The organism is Rhodoferax saidenbachensis, from assembly GCF_001955715.1.
GTDB classification, from domain to species: domain Bacteria; phylum Pseudomonadota; class Gammaproteobacteria; order Burkholderiales; family Burkholderiaceae_C; genus Allorhodoferax; species Allorhodoferax saidenbachensis.
In genome coordinates, this window is sequence record NZ_CP019239.1 from 3,477,600 (window position 1) to 3,490,257 (window position 12,658).

Below are 12,658 nucleotides of genomic sequence, written 5' to 3' on the forward strand. Positions count from 1 at the left end.
CAAGCGCCCCTCACGTCAAACGTTGGATGCCCGCTTCCACCGTTAGTGGGGACTGCATTGGTTCGAGAGCAGTCTGCAGGCCGACCAACATTCCCCAGCCCCCATGCCTACGTCCCGCATGGCCCAACTCACCTACTTCGGCTGCAGCAAATCCCACTGGTTGCCAAAGCGGTCGCGAAACACCGCCACGGTGGCGTAGCTTTCCTCGCGCGGCGTTTCCAGGAACTCCACACCGCGGGACTGGTAGGCGCGGTAGTCGCGCCAGAAGTCGTCGGTGTTCAGAAAGAGGAACACGCGCCCACCGGTCTGGTCACCGATGCGCTGCGTTTGCGCCTCGCCTTTGGCGCGGGCCAGCAGCAGGCGTGTGCCTGTGGAGCCCGGTGGTCCCGGCGGTGCGACCAGCACCCAGCGCTGGCCGTTGGGCATGGCAATGTCTTCCACCAGCTCAAATCCCAGCACATCGCAGTAGTAGGCAATGGCTTCGTCGTAATCGGGCACCAGCAGGGCCACGTTGGCAATCGACTGCATATGCCTTACTCCGCAGCGTGCACCACGTGCTGCCCGATCTCGGGCCAGCGGCGGCGCATGTAAAACCAGGAACACAGGCCCACGCTCATCATCAGGAGCGAGGCCGTGGCCAGCCCCACGGTGGAGTGCATCACCAGCGGTGAAATCACGCCCGCCACGATGCCATTGGCCGTGGAGCCCACAAACATCTGCAGGCTGGAGGCCATGCCACGGCGATCCGGGTGCAGGTCCAGCACCAGGAGTGTCACCACCGGCACCATCATCGCCCAGCCAAAGGCAAAGATGCCCAGCGGCAGCAGTGCCCACGACACATGGGCCTTGAACAGCAGATTGGCCACCAGGTTGACCACGCCAATCACCAGCATGATGGCAAAGCCGTTGCGGATCTGCCGTTTGGGCGTGAGCTTGCCCGCCGTGCGGCCACTCACATACGCCCCGGCCATGATGCCGCCAATGGTGATCATGAAACACCAGAAGAACTGCTGCGGCTGCAGTTCCAGCAGCTCCCCCAGAAACACCGGCGCACTGAGCACATACAGAAACATGCCGTTGAACGGAATGCCGCTGGCCAATGCCAGCAGCACAAAACGCGGATCCGAGCCCAGTTGCCAGTAACCGGCCATCAGGTTCCGCACCTGGAACGGCTGACGCTGGTCCCGGTGCAGCGTTTCGGGCAGCAGCTTATAGTTGGCAATCCACAGCAGCACACCCACGCCGCTGAGGAACCAGAAGATCGCGTGCCAGCTCGCATGGATCAGCAGCCAGCCGCCCACCATGGGCGCAATGGCGGGGGCCACGCCAAAAAAGATGGTCACCTGACTCATCACCTTCTGCGCCTGCGAGGGCGGAAACATGTCACGTATCACCGCACGCGACACCACAATCCCTGCACCGGTAGACAGCCCCTGCACGGCGCGAAAGAAGATCAGTTGCCCAATGTTTTGCGACAACGCGCAGCCCACCGAAGCGATGGTGAACACCGCCACCCCCCACAGCACCACGGGCCGGCGGCCAAAGCTGTCCGAGAAAGCGCCATGGAACAAGGCCATGAAGGCAAAACCAAACAGGTAGGCCGACAAGGTCTGCTGCATCTGCACCGGCGAGGCACCCAGTGACTGGGCGATGCCCGCAAACGCAGGAATGTAGGTGTCGATGGAAAACGGCCCCAACATGCCCAAAAGGGCCAGCAAAATGGAAAACGCCCACTGCGGGGAGCGCCAGAGTTTTTGGGCATCTGGATTCATGAACAACGGTCTTTCAGATAGATCGCATCATTGGAACACGGCCACCGAAGACCTGCAAAATGCACAGCCATGCCAGAGATGGCACAACTCCTGCTCACCATTTCCACATGAACCCAGTCCCACGCATTCCCGACAGCGGGCGCTTTGCCTACAGCCCCATCATCAACCGGCCCGACTACGTTTGGCCCAACGGCGCGCGGTTGGCGGTGTACATCGGCTTCAACCTAGAACACTTTGCCTTTGGCGAGGGCCTGGGTGCCTGCATCGGCCCGCCGTCTGCGCAGCCCGACGTGCTCAACTACAGCTGGCGCGAGTACGGCAACCGCGTGGGCGCGTGGCGCTGCCTGGAACTGTTTGACCAGTTGGGCCTGCCCACCGGCGCGCTGATCAATACCGCGCTGTACGACCACTGCCCCGAGCTGGTCCAGGCCTGTGTGCAACGTGGTGACGAGCTGATAGGCCACGGCCACACCAATGCGGCGCGCCAGTCGGACCTGGACGAAGCCGGTGAACGGGCACTCCTGGCCCATTGCCGCGAACGCATGGCGCACGAGAGCGGCGCGGCACCCACCGGCTGGTTGTCGCCGTGGATTTCCGAAACCCGCGTCACGCCCGATCTGCTGACAGAGACCGGCTACCAGTACACGCTGAACTGGTGCCATGACGACCAGCCCACGCGCATGCAGACGCGCTCGGGCCAGTCGCTGTGGTCCATCCCCTACCCGCAGGAGGTCAACGACATCCCCATGGTGATGGGCCGGCAGATGGACGGCTGCGCCTTTGCCGACCTGATCGTGGACAACTTTGACGAGATGCTGCTGCAGTCCGCACGGCAGCCGCTGGTAATGGGCATCGCGCTGCACCCCTACATCGTGGGCCAACCCTACCGGCTGCGGCATCTGCGCCGTGCACTGGAACACATTGCCCGGGCACGCGACAGCGGCAAGCTGTGGATCACCACACCCGGCGCCATCTGCCAGCACATGCAACACCTGACGCCATGAAACAAGATACCTGTGCGACCTCGACGCGCGGCATGGTAACGAGCCCGCACGCACTGGCCAGCCAGGCCGGCCTGGATGTGTTGGCCCGCGGTGGCAACGCCATTGAAGCCGCCATTGCCGTCACCGCCGCCCTGTGTGTGACCTATCCGCACTTCTGCGGCTTCGGCGGTGATGCGTTCATGCTGATCGCCGACGCATCGGGCCACGTGCAAACCATCTCCGGCATCGGCCAGGCGGCGCAAAACACCGCCGGGTACACCCAGGCCATTCCCACACGCGGCCCACGCTCCATGCTGACCAGCGCCGGCACGGTGGACACCCTGGGCCAGGCGTTTGACATCAGCCGCAGCGCGCTGGCCGGCACCCAGAATTGGGAAACACTGCTGTCGCCCGCGCTGCAACTGGCGCGCGATGGTTTTGCCATGACCGAGTCCGAGCGCTTCTGGCTCGACTTCCGCCAGTCCGATGCGGCCGCCATGCCGGGCGTCTACCCCGCCTTTCTGAACCAGGGCCAGGTGCCCGCTAACGGCTATGTGCGCCGCCAGCCCGCGCTGGCCGCCACGATAGAAACGCTGGCACAACGCGGCCCGCGCGACTTTTACGAAGGCCAGTTGGCCGCACGCATTGCACAAGGTCTGGCCGATGCGGGCTCACCCCTCACCGCCGCCGACCTGGCCCGCACCCGTGCGCGCATCGAAGCGCCGCTGCGCGTGGCCTACCGCGGTGGCACGCTGCTGGCGCACCGCCCGCCCACACAGGGCATCACCACGCTGGAGATCATGGGCATTCTGGAACGCTTTGATATGCGCAGCATCGCAGAGGGCAGCGCCGACTATTACCACCTGCTGGCAGAAGCGGTGAAGCAGGCCTTCATCGACCGTAACCGCCATGTCGCCGACCCCGACCACGTGGACGTCCCCATCGAGCGACTGCTGTCTACCGCGCACCTGGACCAACGCGCCAGCGCCATTCGCATGGACCGCGCCCTGCCCTGGCCGCATGTGTTTCAGCAAGGGGACACGGTGTACATCGGCGCCACCGACCAGGCCGGCAACGCCGTGTCCATGCTGGCCACGATTTACTTTGACTGGGGCAGCGGCGTAATGGTCGGCGACACCGGCCTGCTGTGGCACAACCGCGGCGCATCGTTCTCACTCGATGCCCAACACCCCAACTGCCTGGCCCCCGGCAAGCGACCGTTTCACACGCTCAACCCGGGCATCTACCTCAAGGAGGGTAAGCCGCACATTCTGTACGGCACGCAGGGTGCCGACGGCCAGCCACAGACCTTGTCCGCCATCCTGACGCGCATGATTGATTACGGCATGGACCCACTCACCGCCCTGTCACGTCCCCGCTTTCTGCTGGGCAAGACTTTCTCGGATGCGCGGGATACGCTCAAGCTGGAAGACGATGTACCGGATGCGGTCTTTGCGGAGCTGGCCGCACGCGGCCATGAACTGAGCAGGCTGCCTGCGCAAAGCCCGCTGATGGGACACCCGGGGGCTATCGTGATTGATCCGCTGACGGGGGCCATGCGGGGTGCACATGATCCGCGAAGTGATGGGCGGGCGTTGGGCTTGCTGATAACAAGCTAACGTACATCAACGATGGCACGGCACCTATGACAAATTTGCAGGTTATGCTTTGTTCGCCTGTCAAACAAAAGGATTCCGGTGAAGCCACTGATTGCTTGCGTGTTGGGATTGCTATTGGGCTCCACTGCAGGGGCCACCGATATTGCCATTTTCAGCGGCGATGGCTCACCCCCCAAGATGTATGTGCAGGAAGGCAAAAACCGCGGCATCCTGATCGACATCCTCCAATACGCTGACCGGCACCTGCAAAACGACACGCTGCAATTGGCGCTCTACCCTTGGGCCCGCGCCTACCTGCAGGCCGCGTCGGGAGAGGGCGGCATTGTGGGCCTGTCCTGGACACAGCGCAGGGACGAGCTGTTCGATTATTCGGACCCTTTGTTTTTTGACGAGGTCGTGGTGGTGGTGCGCAAGGGGAGCGAGTTTCCGTTCAAGGTCCTGAGCGATCTGCACGGCAGGCGTGTGGGCATTGTTCGGGGTGCCAGTTATGGCGAGGCCTTTGAGAGGGCCCGCGATGCGGGCGTGATTGCGGTGGACGAAGACAACGGGGCCAGCAACCGGTTGAACAAGCTGGTGGCCGGGCGCATCGACTGCGCGCTGTTCAATGTCGGCAAGGCGGGCTTTGAAGAAACCCTGCGCATCCACAAGGAATTTTTGCCATTCAAAGACTCCCTGGTGGTACTGTCCGTGCCGCTGCGCAGCGACCCGAACTTTCTGGCCTTTCCCAAGAGCATGCAGATGCGGTCCTGGTTGGTCGAGTTCAACCAGATCATCAAAAAAGGCTACGCGCGCGGCGACATTGCGAAAATCATCGCGCAGAACCTCGGCTCTTAGCCGGCACGGGATAACCCGCAACGCGGAGACCCCAGGAAAGGCGGCATACTGCGCAGAGAAAATTTCTGCTGCGTTGGAATGCACAAGAAGGAGACACAATGAAAAAAATCCTCAGTGCCCTGTTGGGGCTGTCGCTCGCAAGCGCGGCCTGGAGCGTGGACCTCACCATCTTCGGTGGTGACAGCTCGCACCCCAAGATGTACCTGCAAGACGGCAAAAACCGCGGCATCCTGGTCGACATCCTGCAATACGCCGACCAGGAGCTGCGCGAAGACACACTGCGCATTGAACTCTTCCCCTGGGCCCGTGCCTACCGTTATGCCAGCAGTGGTACCGGGGGCATCGTGGGCCTGTCGTGGACACAGGAGCGCTCTGCGCTCTTTGATTACTCCGACCCGGTGTACGTGGACGATGTGGTGATCGTGGTGCGCAAGGACAAACAATTCAATTTCAAGGACCTGTCCGATCTGCAAAGCAAACGCGTCGGTCTGGGACGCGGCGGCAGCTACGGCGAGGCCTTTGAAAAAGCACGCGAAGCCGGCTTGTTTGTGGTGGATGGCGATGGAGGGGCCATCGAACGCGTCAACAAACTGGTGCTGGGCCGCCTGGACTGTGCGCTGTTTAACGCGGGCAAAGCCGGGTTTGAAGAACTTCTGCGCAGCAACAAGGCGCTGGAGAAGCTGCGCGACACGCTGGTAGTGCTGCCCGTACCGCTGCGCAGTGATCCGAACTTTCTGGCGTTTCCCAAGAGCATGCAGATGAAGCCCTGGTTGGCCGAGTTCAACCAGATCATCAAACGCGGCTACGCGCGCGGTGACATTCCCAAAATCATTGCGCAGAACCTCGGCTCTTAGCCGGCACCACACCCCCACAGCGCTGCCACACGCGCCTGAAGTCACGCGCTGAGGCAAAACCACAGGCCTGTGCCAGGCGCTCTTGCGAGAGCGTGGCGTCCTGTGCCAGCAACTCCTGCGCACGCGCGATGCGCAACTGTTGCTGGTAGGCCACCACGCTGATGCCGGTGTGCAATGCAAACAAGCGGCTCAGGTGGCGCGGGCTCACACAGGCCTCTTGCGCCAGCGCCTCCAGCGACCACATACGTGCCGGGTCACGCGCCACGGCATCCTGCGCGCGGTGCACCGCCGGGTGCATGTGGTTGCGGTGTGCCAGCCAGGGCGACATTTGCTGGTCGTGTGCGCCGCGGCGCTGGTACATCACCAGGCGGCGCGCCACGCGGGCGGCCAGCTCGGGGCCGGCGTGTTGCTCCACGATGTACAGCGCCAGGTCAATGCCGGTGGTGATGCCGGCGCTGGTGAGCACCTTGCCGTCATCGACAAAAATGCGGTCTTCTTCCACCGTGGCCGTGGGCTCCGCTTGGCGCAGATCGGCCAGCAAGCTGTGGTGCGTCGTGCAGTGCCGCCCTGCCAGACAACCGGCCTGTGCCAGCAACAGCGCGCCGGAGCAGATGCTGGCCAAGCGTGTGTCGGCCTGCGGCGCACGCTGTAGCCAGCGCACCACTTGGTGGGCGGCCTCCGTGGCGTAGTCTTCCACCTCATTGCTGTTGCCGACCACCAGCACCAGGCTGTTGGGGGGCAGTTGCTTGGGCAGCGGCTCCAGCCCGGTCAGGCCGGTTCCCAGCGATGTCGTGATCGCAGACTGGGGCGCGCAGGTGTGCAACACCAGGCCCGCGCCCATGTCGCTGGCCATGCGCAGCGCTTCTGCCGGGCCCGCATAGTCCAGCATCAGCACATTGGGCGTGAGCACCATCCAGACCGAGAGCGTCATGTCTTCCTTGCGAACCGGGCAAACAAAGGTGCACCAAACAGATTGACCAGCAAGCCCGCCATCAGCAGCGCACCACCGGCGTAGTGGATGGCGGTGAGCGCTTCACCAAACACCAGCCAGCCAGTGGTCAGACCCACCACAGGCACCAGCAGCGTAAAAGGTGCGACGCGATTGGCTGGGTAACGGCCCAGCAACTGGGTCCACACACCGTAGCCAAACAGCGTGGCTGCCCAGGCCAGGTAGGCAATGGCGGCAAGTGCCGTCCCGTTGATGTGCTGCACTGCTTGCGCCATGGCCGCAGGCCCTTCGAGCCAGTACGACAGCGCCAGAAACGGCAGCGGTGGCACCAGGCTGGCCCAGACCACAAAGGCCAACTGGTTCATGGGCGCGTAGCGCCCCACAGCACGCGTGACGATATTGCCGCAGGCCCACATGACGGCGGCAGCCACCGTGAGCAGAAAACCCGCCAACGGCATGGACAGCCCATGCGCGCTGCCAATGAGTACCAGCCCCACGGCGGCCAGCAGCAGGCCCGCCATCTGGTTGGCTTTCCAGTGTTCCTTGAGCCACCAGGCCGCCAGCAGCATGGTGAAAAACGACTGCGACTGCAGCACCAAAGACGCCAGCCCGGTGGGCATGCCCACATAAATGGCCGAGAACAGAAACGCAAACTGCCCGACCGAAATTGTCATGCCGTAGATGAGGTACAGGCGCAGCGGCACCTTGGGCGGGCGCAGGAAGAGCAGCGCCGGAAACGCCGCCAGCATGAAACGCAGCGCGCCCAGCAACAGCGGCGGGATACCCGCCACACCCACTTTGATGACGGCAAAGTTGACGCCCCACACCACGATGACCACCAGCGCCAGCGCCAGGTCGCGCGGGCGCAGTGCGGGCACAGCCGTCATGCAGCGCTGCCCGCAACCTTGGCGGCGCAACCCTGGGGTTTGTAAACACGCTCGGTACTGGCCGGGTTGTTCAGCAGCTTGGCTGCGGGCCGGATGGGGCGGCGCACCAGTTCACCCCCACAGTTGGGGCAGATGCCCTGCAAATGGTCACGCGCGCAATCCGCGCAAAAGGTGCACTCGAAGGTGCAGATCACGGCCTGGGTGGACGCGGGCGGCAGGTCCACATTGCAGCATTCACAGTTGGGGCGCAGTTGCAGCATGGTGACTCCTTCAGGCGGCCAAACCGGCCAGGCAGGTGTCTACATCCACCAGGCGGGCAAAGCGGTCTTGCAGCACCAGCTCGGTGTGGGCCTTGATCTCTTGGGTGGAATAGGTGCGGCCACTGCCTGCGTGGGTCATGGGGAAGGTGAGCGTGGCTTCGGTCACAAAATCGACCGCGTAGCCCAGGTCCGAGCCCACGCGTGTCGTGGTTTCGCAGCACTGCTCGGTGCGTATACCGGTGATCAGCAGTTTGTTGACGCCCTTGCGGCGCAGCCACAGGTCAAGACCGGTATCGGTGAAGGCGTTGTGGGTGTGTTTGTCAAAGCGCACGTCGGGCGCGCCAGTGAGCCACGGCAACGGCTTGACGAAGCCCGACTCCTGGCGGAATGCGCCGGCCTGGCCTACGTGAAAGATGTGCACGACCGGCACGCCTTGGGCGCGGCAACCGGCCTCCAGGCGCAACAAGGCGTCCTGGAAGGCTGGCACATCGGTCTCGGACCAGAAAGGCATCTGGCGAAACGATTCCTGTACATCGATGATGACCAGGGCAGTGGTGGAAGCGGACATTTTTGGATTTCCTTAAGAAGCAGATGCTGCATCTTAAAGGCCAAAATACCTCTGCACCAGCGTCTATCCAGACAACATGCGGACAAAAACCGCCAACAATGCAGCCGACTATCCCAGCAATGCGTTGAGGAAGATGCGCGGCATCTTGAGCAGGCTGGGCCGGTACTGGAATGCCACCAGCAGGCGCCCCAGAATGGCGCCCTTGCGGTTGGTGATGAACCATGGCGGGCGCGGCAACATCGTGAACGAGAAGCTCAACAGGTTGCGCGGGAAGGGGCGGAAGGGAGCCTCCACCACGGTGCGCTGGGGCTTGTCAAAGAGCATGGTGTTGTGCACCACCCCAATGCCGCTTTGCACATCGTCCAGCGTGTGGCCGGGAAACGCGCCCCAGGTGGCTTGTGGTGTGAGAAAACCCAAGCCAGTCCAAGCATTGATCGCAATGGTGCCGTAGCGCAGCTCGATCAGCAGCTCTTCAAACCGTGCACGACCGATCTGCGCAATGGTGGCCGGGTGGATCACGATGTTGGCACCCAGCGTGCCGTACAACTCAGTGTTGGCGTATTCAATGGCTGCTTTCAGGTAGGCCACAGCGTCGGTGCCGGGCAGCTCTTTCACGCTCAGGGCCGGGGCGAACACTTCGGTGTTGCGTGCATAGGCGTTGTTGTCGTCCAGCGGCGCCACCAGCACCGGGGCCGCACCGGCGCGCGGCACCGATTTGGTACTGGGGCTGTGGGACTGGAAGCCTTCCAGGCGGCTTTCGGCGCCGGGGTAGTACAGCGTGCGGGCGTTGGAGCTGGCCATCACACCTTCCAGCGCCTGCACAAACGCGGTCTTCTGGGCCCAGTCTTGCGGTACCACCAGAATCTGGCAGGCCACGCAGTTGAAGCCGCTGTTGTGCAGCTTTTGCGTGGCGACCTGCTCGGCCTGGAAACGGATGTCCGCCGCGCTCCACGGGCCGGGCACGACGATGGTGGGGCACACGGCGCCGAGTTCCGAGCCAATGGTGCGGTTGTTCTTGGGCGTGCCTGCGGCCTTGTTGGCACGGCCCTCTTCGCCTACGCCCCAGACGATGGCGTCGTGGGAGGCGCCCGAACCGGTGATGTGGATTTCGTCCACCAGCGCATGGTTGCACAGGTACTGGCCCACGTCGGCACCACCGCGCACGATGCGCACCATGCCGCGGTCGATCAGCGGCTTGAAGGCAGGCTCCAGAAATTCGATCAGGTAGTCGTTGACCGGGTTCATCTTGAGGATGACGACCTGGTTTTCATTGAAGAGCTTGTAGAACACGTCCAGTGGCGCAATGGCGGCAACGTTGCCAGCGCCCAGCACCAGCGCCACCTTGCCTTGCTTGTGGGTAGGGTTGGCGGCATCGTAGGTGGCGGCCGTGTTGGCGCGCAAGGTCTGCGGCGTGACCCCGGGTTCCATCCAGACGTCAACCTTTACACCGCTCAAGAGCAGATGGTCCCAGAGGGAATGGGGCAACACACGGGCCACCGTCTGCCCATTGGAGAGCTGGCGCACCGGCAGGCCGTCCAGGTGCTTTTTGCCATCGACCTGGGACAGGGTGAGCATCATCTGGTTGCAATAGCCCAGCACGGTGTAGGGACCAGAGAGCCACTCTTCGCCCACCAGCGGGGAGCCTTCGGGAATGCCCTTTTTGCGGCCCGCGGTTTCGGCCCAGGCCTGCGCAACCGGCATCAGGCGTTCCTTGATCTCGGCCAGGATGGCGATGCGCTCGGCCACTGGGGTCTTGACCCAGGCGTCCTTGTTGGCAGCCAGTGTGGCGAGGGCCTGGTCCAGGTCGGCAAAAGGAATGGTGCTGTTGGGATCGGTGTGTTTCATGGCGGGGGCTTTCTGGCAGCGAGCGCTGCGGCTGGAGGGGTCGAAACACAGCATAGCGCCTTCACCGGGACATAAAGACCGCCACTAGGGTAAGTCCTGAGTCCAGCCCCACGGGATGCGGCGGTCGGGCCATCACAATGGCCGCACACCCCTCAAGAGGAGACCGCATGACCGCTATCCAAGCCCTGCTGGGTTTTGCCGCCTGGACGTTGGCACTTGTCATCACCGTTTTTTTGTACCGAGGGCTGCGCTTTCTGGGCGGAACCCCGATCAACCACTGGCCGCGCAAGGCCAAGCCAACGGACGACGCGCCCTTCATCGGGCGCCTGGAAGATGCCCACGCGAACTGCCTGGAAAACCTGCCGGTGTTCGCCGTCATCGTGCTGGTGGCGGCCGCTACCGGTCGGCTGGACACTATCAACGCGCTGGCCCCGTGGGTTCTGTACGCGCGCATCGGCCAGAGCGCTGTGCACCTGAGCGGCGTGGGCGCCATCCAGGTGCTGGTGCGCGCCACTTTCTGGGCTGCGCAGTTGGTACTGATGGTGTGGATGCTGGTCAAGCTGCTGGGCTGACACCGCCTCTCAACCTTCAAGCGCTGAAGACGGCCAGGTTCAGCGTGTGGGAATGGCCCAACCACAGCGCGCAATCGCGGTGGTCACGCAACGCATCGCCGGTATTCGGATGTACGAAGACATCCAGCGCGCCATGGTTGAGCGCGAGCCAGCCCATTACGTGAGAGAAGTGGGCTGAAGGGAGCGCCAACTGGTAGCTCCACATCGGGTGTGGACCTATGGGTTTCTCGTGAAAGCGCCCCATCTCCATGAAACCGGCCAACTCCACCTGGATGCGTTCGCGCAGCGTCCAGGCCATCTCTCGGCTATCGGCGGCGAAATACACATGGGCATGCCAACTGGTGATGGAGGAGGGTTGCAGGGAATTCATCTTGCCAAGCATAAGTGGCCCGACAACAGCTACGGCCCTTTCGCCTATCGCTATCAAGGTCATTGAACTTCTTGTTTAGCACTCAATCCCATAGAGTGCTAATATTTAGATTCTGAACACAAGGAGTTCTTGTATGTCCGCTTTGATCGCTACCCCCAATACCGCTATGGCCGTGGCCAACCCGTGGTCGCTGGTGCCGCCATTGGGGAATCTGGACGCCTATATTTCGGCTGCCAACCGCCTGCCCATGCTCACGCTGGAAGAAGAGCAGGAGTTCGCCCGCAAGTTCAAGAATGACAATGACCTTGAAGCTGCCGGTAAGTTAGTGCTCTCTCACTTGCGTCTGGTGGTGTCCGTATCCCGCCAATACCTGGGTTATGGCCTGCCCCACGGCGACCTGATCCAGGAAGGCAATGTGGGCCTGATGAAGGCCGTCAAGCGCTTTGACCCCGACCAAGGCGTGCGCCTGGTGAGCTACGCGCTGCACTGGATCAAGGCCGAAATCCACGAATACATCCTGAAGAACTGGCGCATGGTCAAGGTGGCCACCACCAAGGCACAGCGCAAGCTGTTCTTCAACCTGCGCTCCATGAAGCAACGCTTCAAGAGCGACGATGCCGCTGCCGACCTGGGCACGCACCGCGAAACGCTGAACCCCGAGCAGATCGACGCCATGGCGCGTGAGCTCAAGGTCAAGCCCGAAGAAGTCATCGAGATGGAAACCCGGTTGTCGGGCGGCGATGTGCTGCTGGACCCGTCCCCATCCGACGACGGCGAGGACGCGTTTGGCCCCATCGCCTACCTGACCGACACCAACCACGAACCCGTGGCCATGATCGAAGCGCGCCAGCGCGACGTGTTGGCCACCGACGGCATTGCCACCGCGCTGAACAGCCTGGACGCCCGCAGCCGCCGCATCGTGGAAGAGCGCTGGCTCAAGGTCAACGACGACAACTCGGGCGGCATGACGCTGCACGACCTGGCCGCCGAATACGGCGTGAGCGCCGAGCGCATCCGCCAGATCGAAGTGGCGGCCATGAAGAAAATGAAGACGGCGCTGGCGGCTTACGCCTAAAGACGGGCACGGACTGCGCCACAATGCCCCTGTTGGCCCCGGCCTGCAGGGGCATTTTCATGACGGAGAC

The 12,658-nt window shown here is 63.0% G+C and carries 14 protein-coding genes; 6 read left to right on the forward strand and 8 right to left on the reverse strand.

Going from position 1 to position 12,658, the window contains the following annotated elements; genetic code table 11:
- Positions 1–132: 132 nt before the first annotated feature.
- Positions 133–528, reverse strand: coding sequence for a VOC family protein (locus RS694_RS16585; protein ID WP_029708438.1), 396 nt, complete (start codon positions 526–528; stop codon positions 133–135).
- 5 nt (positions 529–533) lie between these two features.
- Positions 534–1,772, reverse strand: coding sequence for a multidrug effflux MFS transporter (locus tag RS694_RS16590; RefSeq protein ID WP_029708439.1), 1,239 nt, complete (start codon positions 1,770–1,772; stop codon positions 534–536).
- A 107-nt stretch (positions 1,773–1,879) separates the two neighbouring features.
- On the opposite strand from RS694_RS16590, the gene RS694_RS16595 reads away from it, so the two are divergent.
- From RS694_RS16595 to RS694_RS16610, 4 genes are all read left to right on the forward strand, one after another.
- On the forward strand, positions 1,880–2,776 hold the full coding sequence (locus RS694_RS16595) for a polysaccharide deacetylase family protein (protein ID WP_029708440.1): 897 nt from the start codon (positions 1,880–1,882) through the stop codon (positions 2,774–2,776).
- Positions 2,773–4,374, forward strand: coding sequence for a gamma-glutamyltransferase (ggt, locus tag RS694_RS16600; protein WP_037247674.1), 1,602 nt, complete (start codon positions 2,773–2,775; stop codon positions 4,372–4,374). The genes RS694_RS16595 and ggt overlap by 4 nt, the downstream gene beginning before the upstream one ends.
- Positions 4,375–4,452: 78 nt before the next feature.
- A complete protein-coding gene (locus RS694_RS16605) occupies positions 4,453–5,208 on the forward strand; it encodes a substrate-binding periplasmic protein (RefSeq protein ID WP_076069834.1) in 756 nt (251 codons plus the stop codon).
- A 98-nt stretch (positions 5,209–5,306) separates the two neighbouring features.
- The gene (locus tag RS694_RS16610; RefSeq protein ID WP_029708443.1) at positions 5,307–6,062 is read left to right on the forward strand and encodes a substrate-binding periplasmic protein; all 756 of its coding nucleotides are present in this window, start codon (positions 5,307–5,309) and stop codon (positions 6,060–6,062) included.
- Here RS694_RS16610 and RS694_RS16615 read toward each other — a convergent pair.
- The 5 genes from RS694_RS16615 to RS694_RS16635 form a co-directional block, all read right to left on the reverse strand.
- Positions 6,037–6,993, reverse strand: a complete 957-nt coding sequence (locus RS694_RS16615) for a GlxA family transcriptional regulator (protein WP_029708444.1) — start codon at positions 6,991–6,993, stop codon at positions 6,037–6,039. The two genes, RS694_RS16610 and RS694_RS16615, sit on opposite strands and share 26 nt — an antisense overlap.
- Complete coding sequence (locus RS694_RS16620) at positions 6,990–7,880, reverse strand: EamA family transporter (protein WP_420805947.1); 891 nt, start codon at positions 7,878–7,880, stop codon at positions 6,990–6,992. The genes RS694_RS16615 and RS694_RS16620 overlap by 4 nt, the downstream gene beginning before the upstream one ends.
- A 14-nt stretch (positions 7,881–7,894) precedes the next feature.
- Positions 7,895–8,158 carry a DUF1272 domain-containing protein gene (locus tag RS694_RS16625; protein ID WP_029708446.1) on the reverse strand — a complete coding sequence of 88 codons (264 nt, stop codon included), beginning with the start codon at positions 8,156–8,158 and terminating at the stop codon, positions 7,895–7,897.
- A gap of 10 nt (positions 8,159–8,168) precedes the next feature.
- A complete protein-coding gene (locus RS694_RS16630; RefSeq protein WP_029708447.1) occupies positions 8,169–8,726 on the reverse strand; it encodes a cysteine hydrolase family protein in 558 nt (185 codons plus the stop codon).
- A 108-nt stretch (positions 8,727–8,834) separates the two neighbouring features.
- A complete protein-coding gene (locus RS694_RS16635; protein WP_029708448.1) occupies positions 8,835–10,571 on the reverse strand; it encodes an aldehyde dehydrogenase family protein in 1,737 nt (578 codons plus the stop codon).
- 167 nt (positions 10,572–10,738) lie between these two features.
- Between RS694_RS16635 and RS694_RS16640 the strand changes: the two genes are divergently transcribed.
- Complete coding sequence (locus RS694_RS16640; protein WP_029708449.1) at positions 10,739–11,143, forward strand: MAPEG family protein; 405 nt, start codon at positions 10,739–10,741, stop codon at positions 11,141–11,143.
- 16 nt (positions 11,144–11,159) lie between these two features.
- Here RS694_RS16640 and RS694_RS16645 read toward each other — a convergent pair whose 3' ends face one another.
- A complete protein-coding gene (locus tag RS694_RS16645) occupies positions 11,160–11,513 on the reverse strand; it encodes a DOPA 4,5-dioxygenase family protein (protein WP_029708450.1) in 354 nt (117 codons plus the stop codon).
- A 133-nt stretch (positions 11,514–11,646) separates the two neighbouring features.
- Between RS694_RS16645 and rpoH the strand changes: the two genes are divergently transcribed.
- Positions 11,647–12,588 carry an RNA polymerase sigma factor RpoH gene (gene rpoH, locus RS694_RS16650; protein WP_029708451.1) on the forward strand — a complete coding sequence of 314 codons (942 nt, stop codon included), beginning with the start codon at positions 11,647–11,649 and terminating at the stop codon, positions 12,586–12,588.
- Positions 12,589–12,658: the final 70 nt, after the last annotated feature.